The organism is Micrococcus antarcticus, from assembly GCF_044872765.1.
Classification (GTDB): Bacteria; Actinomycetota; Actinomycetes; order Actinomycetales; family Micrococcaceae; genus Micrococcus.
The window spans coordinates 126,138-149,141 of sequence record NZ_CP085253.1; the positions used below are offsets into that span (position 1 = coordinate 126,138).

The 23,004-nt window shown below is 74.1% G+C and carries 18 protein-coding genes and 3 tRNA genes; 19 read left to right on the forward strand and 2 right to left on the reverse strand.

Going from position 1 to position 23,004, the window contains the following annotated elements; translation table 11 throughout:
* The first annotated feature begins 80 nt into the window (after window positions 1–80).
* From LG274_RS00605 to LG274_RS00665, 13 genes are all read left to right on the forward strand, one after another.
* Window positions 81–1,175, forward strand: a complete 1,095-nt coding sequence (locus LG274_RS00605; RefSeq protein ID WP_248115126.1) for a 3-isopropylmalate dehydrogenase — start codon at window positions 81–83, stop codon at window positions 1,173–1,175.
* Window positions 1,176–1,255: 80 nt separating this feature from the next.
* A complete protein-coding gene (locus tag LG274_RS00610) occupies window positions 1,256–2,347 on the forward strand; it encodes a branched-chain amino acid aminotransferase (protein ID WP_298713101.1) in 1,092 nt (363 codons plus the stop codon).
* 190 nt (window positions 2,348–2,537) lie between these two features.
* A complete protein-coding gene (locus LG274_RS00615) occupies window positions 2,538–4,808 on the forward strand; it encodes a carbon starvation CstA family protein (protein ID WP_404464819.1) in 2,271 nt (756 codons plus the stop codon).
* 1 nt (window position 4,809) lies between these two features.
* Complete coding sequence (locus LG274_RS00620) at window positions 4,810–5,061, forward strand: YbdD/YjiX family protein (RefSeq protein WP_298713104.1); 252 nt, start codon at window positions 4,810–4,812, stop codon at window positions 5,059–5,061.
* Between the two features lie 30 nt (window positions 5,062–5,091).
* The gene (locus LG274_RS00625) at window positions 5,092–5,886 is read left to right on the forward strand and encodes a fumarylacetoacetate hydrolase family protein (protein WP_404464821.1); all 795 of its coding nucleotides are present in this window, start codon (window positions 5,092–5,094) and stop codon (window positions 5,884–5,886) included.
* A 33-nt stretch (window positions 5,887–5,919) separates the two neighbouring features.
* Window positions 5,920–7,515 (forward strand): glutamate--tRNA ligase, encoded by a 1,596-nt coding sequence (gene gltX / locus LG274_RS00630; protein ID WP_404464823.1) that lies wholly within the window; start codon window positions 5,920–5,922, stop codon window positions 7,513–7,515.
* Entirely contained in the window at window positions 7,512–8,330 is an 819-nt protein-coding gene (locus LG274_RS00635; RefSeq protein ID WP_404464825.1) for an HAD family hydrolase, read from the forward strand. Before gltX ends, LG274_RS00635 begins: the two co-directional genes overlap by 4 nt.
* A gap of 114 nt (window positions 8,331–8,444) precedes the next feature.
* Window positions 8,445–8,516: transfer RNA gene (locus tag LG274_RS00640), tRNA-Gln, on the forward strand.
* 43 nt (window positions 8,517–8,559) lie between these two features.
* Window positions 8,560–8,632, forward strand: a tRNA-Glu gene (locus LG274_RS00645).
* A 119-nt stretch (window positions 8,633–8,751) separates the two neighbouring features.
* Window positions 8,752–8,824 (forward strand) — tRNA-Glu (locus LG274_RS00650).
* Between the two features lie 102 nt (window positions 8,825–8,926).
* Complete coding sequence (locus tag LG274_RS00655) at window positions 8,927–10,846, forward strand: dynamin family protein (protein WP_404464827.1); 1,920 nt, start codon at window positions 8,927–8,929, stop codon at window positions 10,844–10,846.
* A complete protein-coding gene (locus LG274_RS00660; RefSeq protein WP_248115119.1) occupies window positions 10,843–12,606 on the forward strand; it encodes a GTPase in 1,764 nt (587 codons plus the stop codon). Before LG274_RS00655 ends, LG274_RS00660 begins: the two co-directional genes overlap by 4 nt.
* Window positions 12,603–13,760 carry a thiamine-monophosphate kinase gene (locus LG274_RS00665; RefSeq protein ID WP_298713118.1) on the forward strand — a complete coding sequence of 386 codons (1,158 nt, stop codon included), beginning with the start codon at window positions 12,603–12,605 and terminating at the stop codon, window positions 13,758–13,760. The genes LG274_RS00660 and LG274_RS00665 overlap by 4 nt, the downstream gene beginning before the upstream one ends.
* 43 nt (window positions 13,761–13,803) lie before the next feature.
* Here LG274_RS00665 and LG274_RS00670 read toward each other — a convergent pair whose 3' ends face one another.
* Window positions 13,804–15,168: a UDP-glucose dehydrogenase family protein gene (locus LG274_RS00670; protein ID WP_404465960.1), complete on the reverse strand. Its 1,365-nt coding sequence runs from the start codon at window positions 15,166–15,168 to the stop codon at window positions 13,804–13,806.
* A gap of 279 nt (window positions 15,169–15,447) precedes the next feature.
* Window positions 15,448–16,224 (reverse strand): IclR family transcriptional regulator, encoded by a 777-nt coding sequence (locus LG274_RS00675; protein WP_298713120.1) that lies wholly within the window; start codon window positions 16,222–16,224, stop codon window positions 15,448–15,450.
* Window positions 16,225–16,376: 152 nt separating this feature from the next.
* Here LG274_RS00675 and leuC point away from each other — a divergent pair, with 152 nt between their 5' ends.
* From leuC to LG274_RS00705, 6 genes are all read left to right on the forward strand, one after another.
* Window positions 16,377–17,828, forward strand: a complete 1,452-nt coding sequence (gene leuC, locus LG274_RS00680) for a 3-isopropylmalate dehydratase large subunit (protein ID WP_298713122.1) — start codon at window positions 16,377–16,379, stop codon at window positions 17,826–17,828.
* A 3-nt stretch (window positions 17,829–17,831) separates the two neighbouring features.
* On the forward strand, window positions 17,832–18,440 hold the full coding sequence (leuD, locus tag LG274_RS00685; RefSeq protein WP_298713124.1) for a 3-isopropylmalate dehydratase small subunit: 609 nt from the start codon (window positions 17,832–17,834) through the stop codon (window positions 18,438–18,440).
* A gap of 222 nt (window positions 18,441–18,662) precedes the next feature.
* Window positions 18,663–19,991 (forward strand): UDP-N-acetylglucosamine 1-carboxyvinyltransferase, encoded by a 1,329-nt coding sequence (gene murA, locus LG274_RS00690; protein WP_248115114.1) that lies wholly within the window; start codon window positions 18,663–18,665, stop codon window positions 19,989–19,991.
* Window positions 19,992–19,996: 5 nt separating this feature from the next.
* The gene (locus tag LG274_RS00695; protein ID WP_298713127.1) at window positions 19,997–20,746 is read left to right on the forward strand and encodes a 1-acyl-sn-glycerol-3-phosphate acyltransferase; all 750 of its coding nucleotides are present in this window, start codon (window positions 19,997–19,999) and stop codon (window positions 20,744–20,746) included.
* Window positions 20,743–21,813: an NAD(P)H-dependent glycerol-3-phosphate dehydrogenase gene (locus LG274_RS00700; protein WP_404464831.1), complete on the forward strand. Its 1,071-nt coding sequence runs from the start codon at window positions 20,743–20,745 to the stop codon at window positions 21,811–21,813. The genes LG274_RS00695 and LG274_RS00700 overlap by 4 nt, the downstream gene beginning before the upstream one ends.
* Complete coding sequence (locus LG274_RS00705) at window positions 21,810–22,985, forward strand: D-alanine--D-alanine ligase family protein (protein WP_404464833.1); 1,176 nt, start codon at window positions 21,810–21,812, stop codon at window positions 22,983–22,985. The genes LG274_RS00700 and LG274_RS00705 overlap by 4 nt, the downstream gene beginning before the upstream one ends.
* Window positions 22,986–23,004: the final 19 nt, after the last annotated feature.

Sequence of the window (23,004 nt, forward strand, 5' to 3'; positions counted from 1 at the left end):
TCGCCGTCCTGCTGTCCACGAGGTGAGACGCCGCGTCACGCAATGTGGTCCGGGCGGGGCCCGGTCCTAGCCTGGAGCGCATGACCGAGACGCCCCGCACCGACGCCCTGCGCAGCACCGACGTGACGGCCCTGGACCTGGCCGTGATCGGCGGTGACGGGATCGGCCCCGAGGTGACGGAGCAGGCCGTGGCCGTCCTGCAGGCGGCGCTCGCCGCTGAGGGCCGCCCCGAGGCCCGGCTGACCGACTACGCGCTCGGCGCCGAGCACTGGCTGGCGACCGGCGAGACCCTGACCGATGAGACCCTCGAGGCCCTGCGCGGCCACGACGCGATCCTCTTCGGCGCGGTGGGCGCCGCCCCCGGGGACACGCGCGTCCCGTCCGGGCTGATCGAGCGCCAGATGCTGCTGCGCCTGCGCTTCGCGCTGGACCACGGCGTGAACCTGCGTCCCGCCACCCTGTACCCGGGTGCGAAGAGCCCGCTGACGCAGCCCCGGGACATCGACTTCACGGTGGTCCGCGAGGGCACCGAGGGCCCCTACGTGGGCAACGGCGGCGTGATCCGCGAGGGCACCGAGCACGAGATCGCCACCGAGGTGTCCGTCAACACCGCCCACGGCGTGCGCCGCGTGGTGCGGGACGCCTTCGAGCGCGCGGACGCGGGGGAGCGCAAGCGCCTGACCCTCGTGCACAAGCACAACGTGCTGGTGCACGCCGGGCACCTGTGGCGCCGCACCGTGGAGGCGGTGGCCGCCGACTTCCCCGAGGTCACGTGGGACTACATGCACGTGGACGCCGCGACGATCTTCCTGGTGACGGACCCCTCCCGCTTCGACGTGATCGTCACGGACAACCTCTTCGGCGACATCCTGACGGACCTCGCCGCCGCGATCACGGGCGGGATCGGCCTCGCCGCCTCGGGCAACATCAACGTGGAGGGCACGGCACCGTCCATGTTCGAGCCGGTCCACGGCTCCGCGCCGGACATCGCCGGCCAGGGCGTCGCGGACCCGGTCGCCGCGATCCTCTCCGCCGCCCTGCTGCTCGAGCACGTCGGGGAGGCCGGCGCGGCGGGACGCGTGCGCACTGCGGTGTGGGCGCACCTCGAGGACCGCGCGGACGGCGATCGGGGCTCGACCGCCGAGGTGGGCGCCGACGTCGCCCGCCGCGTCTGAGACGCGCGCCACAGACCGCCGCCCCCACGGGTCTACGATGGACCCGCGCCCACCCGCCCCACCCCGATGGAGGATCCCTCGTGTCCGAGACCGTGTTCACCCGGCAGCCGCACCTCTCCCCGCTCTCGGAGGAGGAGCGCGTGGAGATCCTGCAGGACCCCGGCTTCGGCAAGGTCTTCACGGACCACATGGTCTCCGTGGACTGGACGTGGAGCGAGGACGGCGGCGCGTGGCACGACGCCCGCGTGGAGCCCTACGGCCCCCTCTCCCTCGACCCGTCGGCGTCCGTGCTGCACTACGCCCAGGAGATCTTCGAGGGCCTGAAGGCCTACCGCCACGGGGACGGCTCGGTGTGGACGTTCCGCCCCGAGGCCAACGCCGCGCGCCTCAACCGCTCCGCCGTGCGCCTGGCCCTCCCCGAGCTGCCCGAGGAGATCTTCCTCGGCTCCCTGAAGGCCATCGTGGAGGCGGACCAGGGGTGGGTGCCGGACGGCGAGGGCCAGTCCCTCTACCTGCGCCCCTTCATGATCGCCACGGAGGCGTTCCTCGGCGTGCGGCCGGCGCGCGAGGTGCGCTACATGGTGATCGCCTCGCCGGCCGGCAACTACTTCGGCGGCGAGGTCAAGCCCGTCACCATCTGGGTCTCCCGCGAGTACGCCCGCGCGGGCAAGGGCGGCATGGGCGCGGCGAAGACCGGCGGCAACTACGCGGCGTCCCTCCTCCCGCAGCTGCAGGCCGCGTCGAAGGGCGCGGATCAGGTGGTCTTCCTCGACTCCGCGAACGACGACGCCATCGAGGAGCTCGGCGGCATGAACGTGTTCTTCGTGTTCTCCGACGGCCGCCTCGTCACCCCCGCGCTGAGCGGCAGCATCCTCGAGGGCGTCACCCGCTCCTCGATCCTCCAGCTGGGTCGTGACATGGGCCTGACCGTGGAGGAGCGCCGCATCACCCTGGCCGAGTGGGCCGAGGGCGTGCGCTCCGGGGAGATCACGGAGGTGTTCGCGTGCGGCACGGCCGCGGTGGTCACGCCCATCGGGCGCCTGCTCGACGGGGACGACGTCATCGAGTCCGCCGGCGGTGCCGACGTCACCTTCAGGATCCGCGCCGAGCTCGAGGGCATCCAGACCGGCACGGTCGAGGACCGCCACGGCTGGCTGCACCGCCTGGTCTGAGCAGGCCCGAACCAGGGTCTGCATGCATGGACAGGGTCTGCGTCCAGGACGCAGACCCTGTCCACGTCGTCAGATCCGACGGCGGCCCGACCGCCGACGCCGCCGTCGCCGAGCGACCGGCGCGCGGGCACCGCGGTGAGACGTGAGACACTCCCGGGGTCGAATCCGTCACCCGCGATCAGGAGTCTCCGTGAGCTCGCACCGCTCCTCCATCCCCGCCCCCGCCGAGGGGACATCCCCCCACCCCGAGGAAGGCCAGGCACAGCTGCCGCCCGTCGAGGCGGAGCACCGCCCCCGCTGGACCCCCGTGAGCATCGCCGTCTGGGCCCTGCTCGCCCTGCTCGGCGGCGTCGCCTGGACCATGCTCGCCCTGCACCGCGGCGAGTCCATCAACGCCATCTGGTTCGTGTTCGCGTCCGTGGCCACGTTCCTGATCGGCTACCGCTTCTACTCGCGGTACGTGGAGCGCCTCATCGTCCGCCCGGACGACACCCGCGCCACCCCGGCCGAGTACCGCGCCGACGGCCGCGACTACGTGGCCACCGACCGCCGCGTGCTCTACGGCCACCACTTCGCCGCCATCGCCGGCGCCGGCCCGCTCGTCGGCCCGGTGCTCGCCGCGCAGATGGGCTATCTGCCGGGCACCATCTGGATCATCGTGGGCGTGATCCTCGCCGGCGCGGTCCAGGACTACCTCGTGCTGTTCTTCTCCATGCGCCGCGGCGGCCGCTCCCTCGGCCAGATGGCCCGGGAGGAGCTCGGCCGGTTCGGCGGCACCGCTGCCATCATCGCCACGCTGCTCATCATGGTGATCATCACCGCGATCCTGGCCCTCGTCGTCGTCAACTCCCTGGGCGAGTCCCCGTGGGGCGTCTTCTCCGTCGGCATGACCATCCCGATCGCCCTCTTCATGGGCCTGTACCTGCGCTACCTGCGCCCGGGCCGCATCACCGAGGTCTCGGTCATCGGCTTCGTCCTGCTCATGGCCGCCATCGTCGGCGGCGGCTGGGTGGCCGGCACGGAGTGGGGCGCGGCCCTCTTCACCCTGGACCGCGTCACGATCTCCTGGGCGATCATCGCCTACGGGTTCATCGCCGCCGTGCTGCCCGTGTGGCTGCTGCTCGCCCCGCGCGACTACCTCTCCACCTTCATGAAGATCGGCGTCATCGCGGGCCTGGCTGTCGCCATCGTCATCGTCCAGCCGCGCATCACCGCCCCGGCGTTCTCCGAGTTCGCCTCGGGCAACGCCGGCCCCGTCTGGCCGGGTTCGCTGTTCCCGTTCCTGTTCGTGACCATCGCGTGCGGCGCGCTCTCCGGCTTCCACGCCCTCATCGCCTCCGGCACCACGCCGAAGATGGTGGAGAAGGAGCGTCAGACCCGCTTCATCGGCTACGGCGGCATGCTCATGGAGGCCTTCGTGGCCATCATGGCGCTCGTGGCGGCCGTGTCCATCGACCGCGGCGTGTACTTCGCCATGAACGCCCCCGCCGCGCTCACCGGCGGCACCCCGGAGTCCGCGGCGGCCTGGGTCATGTCCCTCGGCCTGGCCGGCGTGGACGTCACCCCGGAGCACCTGACCACGCTCGCGAACCTCGTGGGCGAGGAGACGGTGGTCTCCCGCACGGGCGGCGCCCCGACGCTCGCCGTCGGGCTCTCCCTCATCATGGGCCAGCTGGTCGGCGGCGAGGCCCTCATGGGCTTCTGGTACCACTTCGCCATCATGTTCGAGGCACTGTTCATCCTCACCGCCGTCGACGCCGGCACGCGCGTGGCGCGCTTCATGCTCCAGGACTCCCTCGGCAACGTCGTCCCGCGCTTCCGGGATCCGTCCTGGCGCGTGGGCGCGTGGGTGTGCACCGCGATCATGGTGGCCGCGTGGGGCGCCGTCCTGATCATGGGCGTCACCGACCCGCTCGGCGGCATCAACACCCTGTTCCCGCTGTTCGGCATCGCCAACCAGCTGCTGGCGGCGATCGCGCTCGCCGTCGTGCTCACCATCGTGGCGCGCCGCACCCGCGGGAAGGGCCTGTGGATCGTGGCCCTGCCGCTCGCGTTCATCACGGTGGTGACCACCGTGGCGAGCTTCCAGAAGATCTTCTCGCCGGTGCCGGCGGTCGGCTACTGGGCGCAGCACCGTGCGTTCCAGGACGCGATCGCGGCCGGCAAGACGAGCTTCGGCGCCGCCAAGACGCCCGAGGCCATGGACGCGGTGGTCCGCAACACGGCCATCCAGGGCACGCTCTCGGTGGTGTTCCTGGTGCTCGCCCTGATCGTGATCACCACGTCCGTGCTCGCCACCCTGCGCGCGCTGCGCGGTGTGGACGCGCCCAACCACGAGGACCCGTACGTGCCCTCGACGCGCTTCGCCCCGGCCGGCCTCGCGGCCACCGCCGAGGAGAAGGAGATCCAGCGTCAGTGGGACGCCCTGCCGGCGGAGAAGCAGCCGGTGCGGGGGCACTGACGTGCCCGGTCCGCACGCCACGACGCCGGACGTCGCCTCCCCCGCGGAGGCCGCGTCCGGCGTCGGCGGCCGGCGCGGCGCGTGGGCCTCGGCCCGCTGGTGGCTGCGCCAGCTCACGGGGGAGGGGAAGTACGACGCCTACCTGGCCCACCACCGGGCGCACCATCCGGGCGAGGAACCGATGACCGAGCGCGAGTTCTGGCGCGACGAGTACGCGAAGCAGGACGCGAACCCGGGCAGCCGCTGCTGCTGAGGGGCAGCGCCCTGCCACTAGGCTGGCCCCATGCGCATCGCCCGTTTCGTGGACCAGGCCGAACCGACCTACGGCATCGTGGAGGGCCCGGCCGACGCCGACCCCGCCGAGCTGAGCATCACCGCCCTGCAGGGCGACCCGTTCTTCCACGGGATCCAGCCCACCGGCACCAAGCACCGCCTCCAGGACGTGCGTCTCGTGGCCCCGATCATCCCGCGCTCGAAGATCGTGGGCGTCGGCCGCAACTGGGCCGAGCACGCGAAGGAGCTCGGCAACGAGGTCCCCGCCTCGCCGCAGTTCTTCCTCAAGCCGAACACCGCCGTCGTGGGTCCGAACGAGCCCGTGACCCTGCCCAGCTGGTCGGACGAGGTCTCCTACGAGGCCGAGCTCGCCGTCGTCATCGGCACCATCTGCAAGGACGTGCCGGTGAGTCGCGTGGACGACGTCGTGTTCGGCTACACCGTGGGCAACGACCTCACCGCCCGCGACGCCCAGCGGACCGACCTGCAGTGGGCCCGCGCCAAGGGCTTCGACGGTGCCTGCCCGCTGGGCCCGTGGATCGAGACGGAGCTGGACGTGGAGGCCGCCGGCGGCCTGCGCATCACCTCCCGGCTCGACGGCGAGACCCGCCAGGACGGCACGACGACGGACATGGTATTCGGCGTGCGCGAGCTGGTGGCCGCCGCCTCGGAGATCTTCACCCTCCTGCCGGGCGACGTGATCCTCACCGGCACCCCGGCCGGCGTCGGCAGGGTGGCCGAGGGCCAGCGCGTCGAGGCCGAGGTGGAGGGCATCGGCGTGCTCGCCACCCCCGTCCGCCGCTGAGCCTGGGGGAGCCCCGCGTAGACTCGGGACATCATGACTGAGCCCACCGCCCCCGTGTCCGAGAACACCACCGCCCCCGAGAACGCGCCCGCGATCTTCGCCGACGTCCCCCAGGTGGACGCCGACACTCCCGTGCGCGTGCGCTTCTGCCCCTCGCCCACGGGAACTCCGCACGTCGGGATGGTCCGCACGGCGCTGTTCAACTGGGGCTGGGCCCGCCACACCGGCGGCACGCTCGTCTTCCGCATCGAGGACACGGACGCGAAGCGCGACTCCGAGGAGTCCTACCAGCAGCTGCTCGACGCCCTGCGCTGGCTCGGCATCGACTGGGACGAGGGCGTCGAGGTGGGCGGCCCGCACGAGCCCTACCGCCAGTCCCAGCGCGGTGAGATCTACGCCGAGGTCATCGAGAAGCTCAAGGCCGGCGGCCACATCTACCCCTCCTACTCCACCCCGGACGAGATCGAGGCGCGCCACCGGGCCGCCGGGCGCGACCCCAAGCTCGGCTACGACGGCGTCGACCGCGACCTGACCGAGGACCAGGTCGCCGCCTTCGAGGCCGAGGGCCGCACGCCGGTGTGGCGCCTGCGCATGCCGGACACGGACATCACCTTCACCGACCTGGTGCGCGGGGAGATCACCTTCAAGGCCGGCTCCGTGCCGGACTTCGTGGTGGTCCGCGCGGACGGCTCGCCCCTGTACACCCTGGTCAACCCGGTGGACGACGCGCTCATGGGCGTCACCCACGTGCTGCGCGGCGAGGACCTGCTCTCCTCCACCCCCCGGCAGATCGCGCTCTACCGCGCCCTGTACGCGATCGGCGTCGCCCAGTACATGCCGGTGTTCGGCCACCTGCCGTACGTGATGGGCGAGGGCAACAAGAAGCTCTCCAAGCGCGACCCTCAGTCCAACCTGTTCCTGCACCGGGACAACGGCTTCATCCCGGAGGGCCTGCTGAACTACCTGGCCCTGCTGGGCTGGTCGCTCTCCGCGGACGAGGACATCTTCACGCCCGAGCAGTTCATCGAGAACTTCGACGTGCACAAGGTCCTGGCCAACCCCGCCCGCTTCGACGAGAAGAAGGCGATCGCCATCAACGGCACCCACGTGCGCATGCTGGAGCCGGCCGACTTCCAGGCCCGCCTGGTGCCGTACCTGCACGCCGCCGGCCTCGTGGACGCCCAGCCCACGGAGCGCGAGCAGCGCATCCTCGCCGCCGCCGCGCCGCTCGTGCAGGAGCGCGTCCAGCTGCTCGGCGAGGCCGTCGAGATGCTGCGCTTCCTCTTCACGGAGGACGGGGACATCGCCACGGAGGCCGGGGCCCTCAAGGGCATGCCCGCGGACCTGCGCGCCGCCGTCGCCGCGGCCCGCGAGGCGCTGGCCGCCCTGCCGGCGGATGAGTTCACCACCGAGCGGATCGAGGCCGCGCTGCGCGAGGCCCTCGTGGAGCGACTCGAGCTCAAGCCGCGCCAGGCCTTCGGGCCCGTGCGCGTGGCCGCGACCGGCCGCAAGGTGTCCCCGCCGCTGTTCGAGTCCCTCGAGATCCTCGGTCGCGACTCCGCGCTGGCCCGCCTGGACCGCTTCGCCGCGGAGCAGGGCCTCGACGCCGCGCTGCCCACGGACGCGTGAGCCGCGCCGCGGGGGCCGGCGGCCCGTCGGCCCCCGCGTGGGACGGGGTCCTCTTCGACCTCGACGACACGCTGCTGGACCTGCGCACGGCCCAGCACGCCGCGTTCCACGCCACCATGCGCCACCAGTGGGCCGGGGTGGGCGGCGTGGCCCCAGGGGTGCTCGCGGCAGCCGTCGAGGCGTTCGCCACGGACGCCGACGGCCACTACGACCGCTACCTCGCCGGCGAGCTGACCTTCGCGGGGCAGCGGCTGGCCCGGGCTCGTTCGGCGCTCGAGCGCCTGGGCGCGCCCGCGGAGGCGGCCGAGCCGCTCCAGGCGCTGTGGCTCACGGACTACGAGGACGAGATCCGCGCGCACTGGGCGCTCTTCCCTGCGACGGCGGACGTGCTGGCCGCGGTGCGCGCGTCCGGCCGCGCGGTGGGGATCGTCACGAACAACGTGGAGGAGTACCAGCGGGGCAAGGCGGACGCGCTCGGCCTGGACTGGGTGCGCGTGCTCATCGGCTCGGACACGGCCGGTGCCCCCAAGCCGGACCCCGCGCCGTTCCTCGCCGGGTGCGCGCGGATGGGGACCGAGCCGGCCCGCACGCTCATGGTGGGGGACAGCCTGTCCAGCGACGTCGCCGGGGCTCGCGGCGCCGGGCTGGTCCCCGTCTGGCTCGCGCCCGACGACGCGGGGGTCCCGCGCGACGCCACGGCGCCCGAGCCCGATCAGGACCCGGCGGCCGATGCCGCCCCCGTCGCGCCGCGCTGGGACGCGGAGCGGGAGTGCTGGCGGATGGACGCCGTCGGCGGCCTGCTCACCTGGCTCTGACGCCGATGTTGCGTGGGCGCCGGGCATGGGGTAGAGTTCCTACTCGTTGCCGGAGAGGTCCGGGGACATCCAGCTTGTGAATAGCACTGGTGGCAAGCGATGCTTGACATGCAGTGGGGTATGGTGTAATTGGCAACACAACGGTTTCTGGTACCGTCATTCTAGGTTCGAGTCCTGGTACCCCAGCGAGTCTTCGACTCAGTGAGCGCTGACAGCAGTCGGCGCGCACGGCCCCATCGTATAGCGGCCTAGTACGCCGCCCTCTCACGGCGGTAACGCGGGTTCAAATCCCGCTGGGGTCACGCACGCATCACGTCCACGGACGCGGTGCACGGACGGTCATACGAGCCGTCCACCTGCTCGGTGAGGCAGGCGCACAGAACTCTCCACCCGCTTCCGGCAGCGATGCCGGGGGCAGCTCGGCCCCATCGTATAGCGGCCTAGTACGCCGCCCTCTCACGGCGGTAACGCGGGTTCAAATCCCGCTGGGGTCACGTGAGTGACGCAAGCCCGGTCCATCTGGACCGGGCTTGCGCCGTCTCCGGGGCAGTGCCCACCCGTCCTGTTCCGGGCCCGGACGGGCCCCTCGTGTGAGAATGGGACGCGTGCATCCCACTGACGAGAACGCCGCCACTCCGCCGCAGGGCACCGCCACGCCGGGCATCGACACCGCCGTCCGCCGCGTACGCGACCACGTCGCCGACCTGGACCTCGGCTTCGAGACGCCGTCCGCGCAGGCGGACCGGGCCGAGCGCGAGCGCACCCTCCACCAGATCGACGACTACGTCCTTCCCCGCCTCGACTCCCTCGACGCCCCCCTGCTGGCCGTCGTCGGCGGCTCGACCGGCGCGGGCAAGTCGACCCTGGTCAACGCCCTCGTGGGGCGCCTGGTCTCCCGCTCCTCGGCCCTGCGCCCCACCACACGCCAGCCCCTGCTCGTGCACAACCCGGCCGACGCCGCGTGGTTCACCGGCCCCCGCGTGCTGCCGGACCTGGCCCGCGTGACCGTGCACCGCACGGAGGCCGGCGGCCCCGTGGAGCCGGACTCGAACGCGATGGACACGGTCGCGCTCGTCGCGGAGCCCTCCCTGCCCGCCGGCATCGCGCTGGTGGACGCCCCGGACATCGACTCCGTGGCCGACCAGAACCGCGCCCTGGCCCGCCAGCTCCTCGAGGCCGCGGACCTGTGGATCTTCACGACGACGGCGCACCGCTACGCCGACGCCGTCCCGTGGCAGCTCCTCGACCAGGCGGCCGCCCGCGACATCACGGTCGCCGTCGTGCTGGGCCGCGTGCCTGAGGGCGACGCCGAGTCCATCACCCCCGACCTCCAGCGCATGCTCACCGAGCACGGCCTGCCCGACGCCCGCATCCACGTGATCCCGGAGACGCGCTTCGACGAGACGGGCCTGCTCCCGCAGGAGCATGTGGCCAGCCTCCGCGCGTGGCTCGAGGAGCTCGCGCACGACGCCCAGACCCGCTCCGCCGTGGCCCGCCGCACCGTGGACGGCGTCCTCGCGCAGCTCGCGGACCGGGTGGAGGACCTCGCCCGCGCCGAGGAGGACCAACAGGTGGCCGCAGCCGGCCTGGCCCGCTCCGTCACGGACGCCACCGAGCAGGCCGTGGAGACCGTCCAGCACGCCACCTCGGACGGGACGCTCCTGCGCGGGGAGGTGCTGGCCCGCTGGCAGGACTTCGTGGGCACCGGCGAGTTCTTCCGCGGAGTCGAGAGCGCGATCGGCCGCATCCGCGACCGCGTGACCGCCCTCGTGCGCGGCCGCCCGGCCCCGGTGGAGGAGGTCGAGTCGGCGCTCGAGACCGGGCTGCACGCCGTCATGGTGGAGGCCGTCGCCACGGCCGCGGAGCAGGTGGAGCGCCGCTGGGCGGCCGAGCCCGCGGGCCGTGCCCTCGTGGCCGGCCGTGACCTCGGCGCGCTGCCCGCGGACGTGTCCGAGCGCGCCGCCGCCGTGGTCCGCACGTGGCAGCAGGACGTGCTGTCGCTCATCGAGGAGGAGGGCGCCGGCCGCCGCACCAGGGCTCGCCTGGCCGCCTTCGGCGTCAACGCGGCCGCCGTGTCCCTCATGGTCCTCTCGTTCGCCTCCACCGCGGGGCTGGCCGGCATCGAGGTCGGGATCGCCGGCGGCGCCGCCGTGGTGGGCCAGAAGCTGCTCGAGTCGATCTTCGGCGAGGACGCCGTGCGCCGCATGGCCAAGCGCGCCAACGACCTCCTCGAGGTCCGGGTGCGGACGCTGCTCGAGGAGGTCCTCGCGGGCCGCTTCCTGCCGCTGCTCGCCCTGGACCGCGACCCCTCGGACACCGCGGCGCTGCGCGCCCTCGTCCCGACCCTGCGTCGCGGCGTGGAGGCCGGCCTCGACGGCCACCCCGGTGAGGAGGGCGATGCGCCCGCCCTTCCCGGCGTCGACCTCACCGCGGCCGCACCGGCCGAGCGGAGGACCCCTCCCGCCGACGTCGTCGAGGGCCGCCTCGTCGCCGAGTCCGAGGAGGACGCCCGATGAGCCGCGCCGTCGCCACCCTGGACGAGCGCCTGAGCGCACTCGGCGAGGCCGCCGACCTGGGGCGGAACCGCCTGCCGGACGGGCCCGTGGACACCGCCGAGGCCGCCGTGCGCGCCGCGGGCGAGCGCCGCTCCCTGTCCGCCGAGCACACCGTGGTCGGCTTCTTCGGGGCCACCGGCTCCGGCAAGTCGTCCCTGTTCAACGCGCTGACCGGGCGTGACCTCGCCCGCGTGGCCGCCACCCGCCCGACCACGTCCGAGCCGCTCGCGGCGGTGTGGGGCGTGCGCCACGGCCAGGGCCTCGGCGGCGGCCCGGACGCGGACGGCACGGGGGAGGGCGGCGGCGCCGCGGCCCTGCTCGACTGGCTCGGCGTCACGCGCCGCCACCTGCTGGACGAGGCCCCCGTGCTCGACGGCGGCCGGAGCGGGTTCCTCGGCATCGGCCACAAGGACGGCGCGGACGCCACGGGCCTCATCCTGCTCGACCTGCCGGACATCGACTCGGTGGAGCTGAACAACCGGGAGATCACGTCCAAGCTGGCGGGCCACGTGGACGTGCTCGTGTGGGTCGTGGACCCGGAGAAGTACGCGGACGCCGTGATCCACCGCGACTTCCTCGCCACGATGGGCTCGCACGCCGCCGTCACGCTCGTGCTGCTGAACCAGGTGGACCGCCTCACCGTGGCGGACCGGGACACCGTGCTCGCCTCGCTGCGCCACATGCTCACGGGCCACGGCCTCGCGGACGTGCGCGTCCTGCCGGTCTCCGCCCGCACGGGCGAGGGGCTCGATGAGGTCGGCCGCCAGCTCGCGTCGATCGTCGCGGCCCGGGGCGCCGCCGTCGAGCGCCTGGGCGCCGACGTGGCCGCCCGGGCCGATGACCTCTCCGCGGCCTCCGGCACGGGCGATCCCGCCGGCGTCACGGACGGGCTCGAGCACCGCCTCGGCAAGGACCTCGCGGTGGCCGGCGGCGTGCCGGCCGTGGTGCGCGCGGTGGAGGGCTCCTACCGCCTCCGCTCGGCCAAGCAGACCAGCTGGCCGGTGCTGCGCTGGATGCACTCCTTCCGGGCCGATCCGCTGCGCCGCCTCCACCTCATGCCCGAGCGGGCCTCCGCCCGCCGCGACCGGGACGAGATCGAACGCGACCCCGCGGTGCACCGCACCTCGCTGCCCACGCGCACGGGGACCCAGCGGGCCGTCGTCGAGGGCGCTGTGCGCACCGTGGTCACGGAGGCGTCCGCGGGCGCGCCGGAGCCGTGGGCCGCGTCCATCCGCCGTGCCGGCCGCGCAGAGCTCGACGCCGTCCCGGACGCCGTGGACCAGGCGATCTCCGCCACCGACCTGGGTGCCGCCCAGGGCAGCTGGTGGTGGCCCGTCCTGAACGTGCTGCAGTGGCTCGCGCTGCTGACCGCGGTGGTCGGCGCAGGCTGGCTCGGCCTGCTGGCCCTCGCCGTGTACCTGCAGTTCGCGCTCCCGCCGGCGCCGAGCGTGGAGGGCTTCCCGATCCCGACGCTGCTGCTGGTCGGCGGCCTCGCGCTCGGCCTGCTGCTGGCGCTCCTGGCGGTCCCGCTCACGCGCTGGACCGCGGCGGCGCGCGGCCGCCGCGCCCGCCGTCGCCTCGAGGAGTCGACGACGGCGGTGGGCCGCCGCCTCGTGGTGGACCCCGTGACCGCCGAGATCGAGCGCTACCACCGCTTCCAGTCCGCGATCGGGACGGCGGCGGGCACGTCCGCCCGCGGCCGGGGACGGGCGCGCCGGTGACGGGTCCCGGTGGTGCCGGCCTCACGGTCGGCGAGCTGTCCGAAGAGGGCCTCCTGGAGATCATCCAGGGGGCCCTTGCCCCTGCCAGTGCCCCCGCGCTGTGGCCGGCCGACTCCGTTCCGCCCGGGGACGACGCCGCCGTCGTCCCCGCCCCGCGCGGCGCCGTGGTGGTCTCCACGGACGCCATGGGCGAGGGCACGGACTTCCTGCTGATGTGGCCTGCCGGGGTGCGCACGCGGGGCTACGACGCCGGCTGGAAGGCCGCCGCGCAGAACCTCTCCGACATCAACGCGATGGGGGCGAGCTCCTCCGCGCTCGTCACGGCGCTGACGCTCCCGGAGGGCACGGACGTCGCGTGGGTCCGCGGGTTCGCGCGGGGGATCGCGGGCGCCATCGCCCGGCTCGGCGCCGGCGGGTGCCGCGCCGCGGGCGGCGACCTCGGCACGGGGGAGCGGATCCAGGCCGCCGTGACGGTGCTCGGGGATCCGGGTGCGGGGGTGCTGGAGCGCCGACCGCGGCGCGCGGAGGACCGGGACCGCCTGCTCGCCGAGGGCGCGGACCTGGTCCACTGCCAGGTGCTCGGGGGACTCGTCGGCGGCGGACCGGGCTGGGCTGCCGCCGGGCTGCGCCTCCTGCTGACCGAGCGGGCCGAGCTCGAGCGCCGCTGGGACGCCCTGCCCGCGGAGCAGCGGCCGGGCGCCCGCGAGATCGCGCGCGCCGTCCGGGGGCAGCTGCGCCCGCGGCCGCCCCTCGCCGCGGGACCGGCCGCGCTGGCCGCCGGGGTGCTCACGCTCATGGACGTCTCCGACGGGATCGGCCGGGACGCGCACCGCATGGCGCGGGCCTGCGGCACGGGGGCCTCGGGCGGTCGGGTCGAGGACGGCCGGGCACGGACCCTGACCCCGTGGGTGGCCGACACCTGGGTGGCCGAGGTCGCCCGTCCGCTGGGGCCCGTGGCCGCGCTGGCCGGCGTCGCGCCGGAGGCCCTGGTTCTCGCAGGCGGCGAGGACTACGGGGTGGTGGGCCTGGCCTGGCCGGAGACCGCGCTGCCGGCGGGCTTCACCCGGATCGGGCGGATGCTCCCGGCCGGCGCCGAACCACCGGCCGGCCATCGGCCCCTGCCCGAGCGAGGCTGGGACCACTTCGGCGGCTGACGCGCCTCGGGCTGTCGCGCGCCGGGGCCGATGGCCGGCGGCCTCAGCGCCGCGCGGTGACCGACGCGGGGTCGAACCGGTGGCCCAGCCCCGTGACGGCCCAGCCGGCGGCCTCCCACGCGGCGGTGTCCAGCACGTTGCGGCCGTCGATCAGCAGCCGGTCGGCGACCTTGCCGCCCACGGCCTCCGGGTCCATCTCCCGGAACTCCTGCCACTCGGTCAGCAGGAGCGTCAGCTCGGCGCCCTCCACGGCCTCGTCCAGCGAGCCGACGTAGTCCAGGCGCGGGAAGCGGGCGGCCGCGTTGGCGCTGCCCTCGGGGTCGTACACCCGCACGTCCGCGCCGGCCGAGTAGAGGCGCGCGGCGACGTCGAGTGCGGGGGAGTCGCGCACGTCGTCGGAGTCCGGCTTGAAGGTCACGCCGAGCACCGCGATCCGGGCGCCGTTCAGGACCTCCTCGCCCGAGCCCGTCGTCGTGCCGCCGTACGGGCCGGCCGCCGCCGCCTCGTGGCCGTGGGCCGTGGAGAGCATCTCCACCGCCAGGTCCACCACGCGCTCCCGGCGGCGCAGGTTGATGTCGTCCACCTCGGCGAGGAAGCGCATGGTGCGGTCCAGGCCGAGCTCGGAGACGCGGGCCTGCAGCGCGCGGATGTCCTTGGGCAGGCAGCCGCCGCCGAAGCCCACGCCGGCGTTCAGGAATCGGCGGCCGATGCGGGCGTCGTGGCCGATCGCATCCGCCAGCGTGCGGATGTCCCCGCCCACGGTCTCCGTGATCTCGGAGAACGCGTTGATGAAGGAGATCTTCGTGGCCAGGAACGCGTTCGCGGCGACCTTGACGAGCTCCGCGGTCTCCAGGTCCGTGGAGACCCACGGCGTCTCCGCGGCCAGCTGCCGCGCGTAGACGCGGCGCAGGATCGGCTCGGCGCGCGGACCGGAGGTGCCGATCACGAGGCGGTCCGGGGTGAGCGTGTCCTGCACGGCGAAGCCCTCGCGCAGGAACTCGGGGTTCCAGGCGAGCTCGACGTCGCCCGGCAGGCCGGCCGCGGCGCGCACCTCGGCGACGAGGCCGGTCAGGCGCCGCGCGGTGCCCACGGGCACGGTGGACTTGCCCACGATCAGGGCGTCCCGGTCGATCGCCTGGGCGAGCGAGGTCACCGCGGCGTCCACATAGGTGAGGTCGGCGGCGGACGAGCCCGCCTGCTGCGGGGTGCCGACGCCGATGAAGTGCACGTCCGCCCAGCGCGCGGCCTCCTCGACGTCCGTGGTGAACCGCAGGCGGCCGGACTCCACGTGCGTGCGCAGCAGCTCCGGCAGGCCGGGCTCGTGGAACGGCACCTCGCCGCGGGCCAGCCGCTCGATCTTGGCCGGGTCCACGTCCACGCCCAGGACCTCGAAGCCGAGCTCGGCCATGCACGCCGCGTGCGTGGCGCCGAGATAGCCGGTGCCGATCACGGACAGACGCGGGCTCGCCGGCCGGCCGACCCCGTCCTCCCGTCCGGTCTCGACGGGGCTCGCGGGGGAGGTGCTCGGCTGCGTCACTTCGGACTCCTTGCGGGTGGGGCGGGCGGGGGCGGGCGGGCGACGGACGCCCCAAGGCTAAGCCGGACGCGTGAACACGCGCCGAACGCGGCGCGGACGCGGGGTGTTCCCGCGGTGGTCGCGGGACGAACCGGCCGCGGCGGCGCGGACTCAGGCCTCGCCGGAGCGGATCAGCTCGGTGAGGCGTGTGGCGGCGGCGACGACGGCCTCGGCGTGCACGCGCCCCGGCTGCCGGGAGAGGCGCTCGAGGGGGCCGGAGATGGAGACGGCGGCGATCACGCGGCCACTCGGCCCGCGCACCGGCGCGGACACGGAGGCGACGCCGGGCTCCCGCTCGGCGAGCGACTGCGCCCAGCCGCGGCGGCGCACGGCCGCGAGCACGGTGGGGGTGAAGACGGCCCCGGCGAGGCCCTCGACGAGACGCTCGTGGTCCTCCCAGGCGAGCAGCACCTGCGCCGCGGATCCGGCCTTCATGGACATGCGGGCGCCCACCGGGATGGTGTCCCGCAGGCCCCACGGTCGCTCGGCCGAGGCCACGCACACGCGCGAGTCGGCCTGGCGGCGGAACACCTGCGCGGACTCGCCCGTGGCGTCCCGCAGCCAGAGCAGGACGGGACCGGAGGCCGTGGTCAGCCGGTCCTCGCCCGCGGCGGAGGCCAGCTCGGCCAGGCGGGAGCCGAGCACGTAGCGGCCCTGCAGGTCCTTGCCCACGAGGCGGTGGTGAGCGAGCGCCGCCGCGAGGCGGTGCAGTGTGGGACGGGCGATGCCCGTGGCGGCCACGAGCTGGGCGAGGGTGGCCGGGCCGGACTCGAGCGCGTCCAGGATGGCCACGGACTTGTCCACCACGCCCACGCCGCTCGGGTGGCGGTGCAGCGCGGGTCCCAGGGCGTCGTTGCCCCGGGGGTCAGGAGAGTGGGGGAGGGTCATGTCGCGATCATAGCGTCTTGCAATGTGAGACGTTGCGGTTCGCGGGTCGAGATCCCCGGGGGCGGGGCGGCACAGTGGGACGACGACGCCGGGCCGCACCGCGGGGGCCCGCGGAGGACGAGGCGACCGCGGCACGACGAGGAGGACGACCCATGGGTCCCACGACGCATCCGCGCACGCTGGCCGAGAAGGTCTGGGACGAGCACGTGGTGGTCCGCGGCGAGGGCGAGGGGGCCTCCCGTGCGCCAGACCTGCTGTACATCGACCTCCACCTGCTGCACGAGGTGACGAGCCCCCAGGCGTTCGAGGGGCTGCGCCTGGCCGGCCGGCCCGTGCATCGCCCGGACCTGACGATCGCGACCGAGGACCACAACACCCCCACCCGCGAGATCGACCGGCCCATCGCCGACCCCGTCTCCCGCCTCCAGATCGAGACGCTGCGCTCCAACGCCGCCGAGTTCGGCATCCGCCTCCACTCCCTCGGGGACGTGGAGCAGGGGATCGTGCACGTGGTGGGCCCGCAGCTCGGCCTCAGCCAGCCCGGCCTGACCGTGGTGTGCGGCGACTCCCACACCTCCACGCACGGCGCGTTCGGCGCCCTCGCGTTCGGCATCGGCACCTCCGAGGTGGAGCACGTCCTCGCCACGCAGACCCTGCCGCTCAAGCCCTTCAAGACGATGGCGATCACGGTGGACGGCACCCTGCGCCCGGGCGTCACGGCCAAGGACATCGTCCTCGCCGTCATCGCGAAGATCGGCACGGGCGGCGGCCAGGGCTACGTGCTGGAGTACCGCGGCGAGGCCATCCGTGCTCTCTCCATGGAGGGCCGCATGACCATCTGCAACATGTCCATCGAGGCCGGCGCCCGCGCCGGCATGGTGGCCCCGGACGACACCACGTTCGAGTACCTGAAGGGGCGTCCGCACGCGCCGGTCGGCGAGGACTGGGACGCCGCCGTCGCGCACTGGCGCACGCTGGCCACGGACGAGGGCGCACGGTTCGACGCCGAGGTGGTCCTGGACGCGGACACGCTCGAGCCGTTCGTCACGTGGGGCACCAACCCCGGCCAGGGGATCAGCCTCAACGACGCCGTCCCCGCGCCGGAGGACTTCGCGGACCCCGCCGCCCAGGAGGCGGCCCGCAAGGCGCTGCGCTACATGGACCTCGCTCCCGGCACCCCCATGAAGGACGTGGCGGTGGACACGGTGTTCATGGGCTCGTGCACCAACTCCCGCATCGAGGACCTGCGCACCTTCGCGGAGATCGTGAAGGGCCGCACCAAGCCCGAGGGGCTGCGCGTCATGGTGGTCCCCGGCTCCGCGCGGGTGCGCCTGCAGGCCATGGAGGAGGGTCTGGACCGCGTGATCCAGGACTTCGGCGCCGAGTGGCGCTTCGCCGGCTGCTCGATGTGCCTGGGCATGAACCCGGACCAGCTCGCGCCGGGGGAGCGCTGCGCCTCCACCTCGAACCGCAACTTCGAGGGCCGCCAGGGCAAGGGCGGGCGCACCCACCTGGTCTCGCCCGTGGTGGCCGCCGCCACCGCCGTCCTCGGGCGCCTCGCGAGCCCGTCCGACCTGCCCGCCCTCACCGTCCAGGAGGCCTGAGCCATGGAGAAGTTCACCACCCACACCGGCATCGGCGTCCCGCTGCGCGCCTCCAACGTGGACACGGACCAGATCATCCCCGCCGTGTACCTCAAGCGGATCTCGCGCACGGGCTTCGAGGACGCCCTGTTCGCCGGCTGGCGCCAGGACCCGGAGTTCATCCTCAACACGGAGCCCTACAGCGCCGGCTCGGTGCTCGTGACCGGCGCGGACTTCGGCACGGGCTCCTCCCGTGAGCACGCCGTGTGGGCGCTCAAGGACTACGGCTTCAAGGCCGTGCTCTCCCCGCGCTTCGCGGACATCTTCCGCGGCAACTCCGCCAAGCAGGGCCTCGTGGCCGCCCAGGTGGAGCAGGCGGACATCGAGCGGATCTGGAAGGAGCTCGAGAACGAGCCGGGAGCGGCCGTGACCGTGGACCTCGAGCGCCGCACGGTGGAGTGCGGCGGCTTCAGCACCACCTTCCAGATCGACGACGACGCCCGGCGTCGCCTGCTCGCGGGGATCGACGACATCGGCGCCACCCTCGGCCACCGGGAGGCGATCGACGCCTACGAGGCGGCCCGCCCCGCCTGGAAGCCCACCACGCTGCCCGCGCGCACCGCCGCCGACTGACGCGCGCGCCGGGGCGGCGTCGGCGTGGCCGACGGCACAGGCGCCCAGCTGTCCGCCGCGCGGCGGGGCGTTGCGGCCGCGGCCCCCCCAGCACCTATGCTGGGTGCGATTCCGGGGCCGAGCGCGTGCAGCGCGGCCGGTGCCCGAACCCGCACGCCTCCGCTTCCCCCGGGGCGTCGCCGAGACCGTGGCCCGAGCGTCACGTTGAGGAAGGACACGAGAATGGCGAAGCTGCTGACGATCCACGGCGGAAAGCCGCTCACGGGCGAGGTCACGGTGCGCGGCGCCAAGAACCTCGTCCCGAAGGCCATGGTGGCCGCTCTGCTGGGCAACACGCCCTCCACGCTGCGCAGCGTCCCGGAGATCAAGGACGTGGACGTGGTCAGCTCCCTCCTCGAGATCCACGGCGTCACCGTGGACTGGGACAAGGAGTCGGGCTCCATCACCATGGATCCGGCCGGCGTGAAGTCCGCCCTCACCGCGGAGATCGACGCCCACGCGGGCGACTCGCGCATCCCGATCCTCTTCTGCGGCCCGCTGATGCACGCGATCGGCGAGGCCTTCATCCCCGACCTGGGCGGCTGCAAGATCGGCGACCGCCCGATCGACTACCACCTCGAGGTGCTGCGCAACTTCGGTGCGGTGGTGGACAAGCGCCCGGGCGGCATCTCCATCTCCGCCCCCAAGGGGCTGCACGGTGCGAAGCTCGAGCTGCCCTACCCCTCCGTGGGCGCGACGGAGCAGGTGCTGCTCACCGCCGTGAAGGCGGAGGGCATCACCGAGCTCAAGGGCGCCGCGGTGGAGCCGGAGATCCACAACCTCATCGACGTCCTCCAGAAGATGGGCGCGATCATCACGGTGCAGACGGACCGCACCATCCGCATCGAGGGCGTCGCCGAGATGCGCGGGTACAACCACGTCGCCCTGCCGGACCGCAACGAGTCCGCCTCGTGGGCCTCCGCAGCCCTGGCGACGCGCGGCGACATCTTCGTGCGCGGCGCCGCGCAGAGCGACCTCACGGCGTTCCTCAACACGTACCGCAAGATCGGCGGCGAGTTCGACGTCACCGACGACGGCATCCGCTTCTGGCACGCCGGCGGCGACCTCAACCCGCTCGTGCTGGAGACGGACGTGCACCCCGGCTTCATGACCGACTGGCAGCAGCCGCTCGTGGTGGCTCTGACCCAGGCCACGGGCGTCTCGATCGTCCACGAGACCGTGTACGAGAACCGCTTCGGCTTCACCGACGCGCTCGTGCGCATGGGCGCCTCCATCCAGCTGCACCGCGAGTGCCTGGGCTCCGTGCCGTGCCGCTTCGGCCAGCGCAACTTCCTGCACTCCGCCGTGATCTCCGGCCCCACGCCCCTGCACGGCGTGGACTTCGACATCCCTGACCTGCGCGGCGGCTTCTCCCACCTCATCGCCGCGCTCGCGGCCGAGGGCACCTCCACCGCCACGGGCCTGGAGATCATCAACCGCGGCTACGAGCACTTCATGGACAAGCTCCAGGGGCTCGGCGCCGACGTCGAGCTGGCCGAGACCGATCGATGACGTCCGTGGGCCCCGCGAACGCGACCCCTGGGACGGCCGCCCCCACCCGGGCGGAGCGACGGGGCTACGTGGTCCCGGCCGCGCTCGTCCGGCCGCTCATGCGCTCCCTCGTGCGCCAGCGCTGGGAGCACACGGACCGGATCCCGCGCACCGGAGCGATCCTCGCGGTGAACCACATCTCGGAGATCGACCCGCTCTCCGTGGCCCACATGGTCTACAACCAGGGCCTGCTGCCCACCATCATGGCGAAGGCCGAGCTGTGGAAGGTCCCGGGCCTGAAGCAGATGCTCCAGTCCACCCGCATGATCCCCGTGGACCGCTCCCGCGACGGCGGCCGCTCGCTCGAGGCGGCCCGGGCCGCCCTCGCCGCCGGCCGCGTGATCGTGGTGTACCCCGAGGGCACGGTGACCCGCGACCCCGACGGCTGGCCCATGGCGGCCCGCGCCGGCGCCGTCCGCCTGGCCCTGCAGACCGGCGCGCCGCTCGTCCCCGTGGGCCAGTGGGGCATCCAGGAGCTGCTGCCGTACCCGACCCACGCCCTGAAGCCCTTCCCGCGCAAGACCGCGCGCATGGTCGTGGGCGAGCCCGTGGACCTGGACGACCTCCGGGACGTCCCCCTCACGGCCACCGTCCTGCGCACCGGCACCGATCGGATGATGGACGCCGTCACGGACCTCGTGGCGCAGCTGCGCGGCGAGCCCGCCCCGGAGGGCCGGTGGAACCCGATGACCGGACGCCGGGAGCCCCGAGCGTGACGCACGCGAGTCCACAGGGCCTGCGCCCCGCCGGGGACCCCGCCGTCGTCGCCGTGCTGGGCGCCGGCAGCTGGGGCACCGCCTTCGCCCGCGTGCTGGGCACCAGCACGAGCCCCGAGGGGGCCCGCGCCCGCGAGGTGGTGGTCTGGTCGCGCCGCGCCGAGGTGGCCGAGGCCGTCAACCGCGACCACGCCAACCCGGAGTACCTGCCGGGGATCGAGCTGCCCGCGTGCGTGCGCGCCGTCACCGACGCCCGCGAGGCCGTCTCCGGCGCCGGCGTCGTGGTGGTCGCGGTGCCCGCACAGAGCGTGCGCGCCACCCTCGAGTCCGTGGCGGACGCGATCGCGCCGGACGCCGTCGTCGTCTCGCTCGTGAAGGGCCTCGAACGCGGCACGGATGCGCGCCCCTCCCAGGTGTGCGCCGACGTCCTGGGTCTGGCCGCCGACCGCTTCGCCGTGGTCTCCGGGCCCAACCTGGCCCTCGAGATCGCGCGCGGGGAGCCCACCGCCACCGTGGTCGCCTCGACGTCGGCGGCGACCGCCGAGCGCGTGGCCGCGCTCACCGCGGGCCGCACCTTCCGCCCCTACACCAACACGGACGTCGTGGGCGTGGAGATCGGCGGGATCGTGAAGAACGTGATCGCCCTCGCCGTGGGCATCTGCGACGGCCAGGGCCTGGGGGACAACTCGAAGGCCTCGATCATCACGCGCGGCCTGGCCGAGACCACCCGCCTGGCCGTGCGCCTGGGCGGCGACGCCGGCACCCTCGCCGGACTCGCGGGCCTGGGCGACCTCGTGGCCACGTGCGCCTCTCCGCTCTCGCGCAACCGCAGCGCCGGCCGTCTGCTCGGCACCGGCATGGGCGTGGACGAGGCCGTGGCCGCCATGAACCAGACCGCGGAGGGCCTGAAGTCCGTGTCCGCGATCGTCCACGTGGCCCGCGCGCACGGCGTGGAGATGCCCATCAGCGAGGCCATGGACCGGGTCGTCGCCGGCTCCGTGGACGTGCACCACCTGGCCGGCCTCCTGCTCGGCCGGGACCTGAAGTCGGAAGGACGCACCGCATGACCGCCACCCCCGAGGCCGTCCCGGCCGCCACCGTCCACGATGCCTCCGCCGCGGGCGGGCCTGCCGGCCGCCGCCCGCGCGTGCTCCTGCTGTTCGGCGGCCGCTCGAGCGAGCACCCCATCAGCTGCGTCACCGCCGCCGGTGTGCTGCACGCGGCGGACCCCGCGCGCTGGGACGTGGTGCCCGTGGGCGTCGCGCGCTCGGGCCTGTGGTCCCACGGCGAGGTGGACGTCGCGGGGTTCCGCCTCGACGCGGGCGAGCTCCCGGAGGTCCCCGAGCCGCAGGGCCCGGTGAGCGTGCGCACGCGCGCGGACGGCGCCGTCGAGCTCGTGGCCGAGGACGGCGCCTCCCTCGGCCCGGTGGACGTGGTGTTCCCCCTGCTGCACGGCCCGTTCGGCGAGGACGGGACGCTGCAGGGCATGTTCGAGTCCCTGGGCCTGCCCTACGTGGGCTGCGGCGTGCTCGCCTCCGCCGTCGGCATGGACAAGCACTTCATGAAGGTGGCCTTCCAGGCCGCCGGCCTCGAGGTGGGGCCGTGGGAGACCATCACGGACCGCCAGTGGGCGCGGGACCCCGAGGCCGCGCTCGAGCGCGCCGGCCGCCTCGCGCACCCGCTCTTCGTCAAGCCCGCCCGCGGCGGCTCCTCGTTCGGCATCACCCGCGTGGCCGAGGGCGAGGACCTGCGCGCCGCGATCGAGGAGGCGCGCCGCTACGACCCCAAGGTCGTGGTGGAGGCCGGCATCCTGGGCCGGGAGATCGAGTGCGCCGTCCTGGACGGCCACCGCACGGAGGCCCCGCGCGCCTCCCTGCCCGGGGAGATCGTGGTGAAGGGCTCCGAGGCCGGCCACCAGTTCTACGACTTCGAGGCGAAGTACCAGGACCGCGAGGCCGCGCAGCTCTCCTGCCCGGCCGAGCTGCCCGAGGAGCAGATCGCGCGCCTGCGCGAGCTCGCCGTCACCGCCTTCGAGGCCGTGGACGGCTCCGGCCTGGGCCGCTGCGACTTCTTCCACACCCCGGACGGGCGCTGGGTCGTCAACGAGATCAACACGATGCCCGGCTTCACCCCGATCAGCATGTACCCCGCGATGTGGGAGCGCACGGGCCTGCCCTACGCCGAGCTCATCTCGGAGCTGCTGGACCTCGCGCTCGAGCGCGGCACCGGCCTGCACTGAGCCGGGCCGCGCCGCGCGG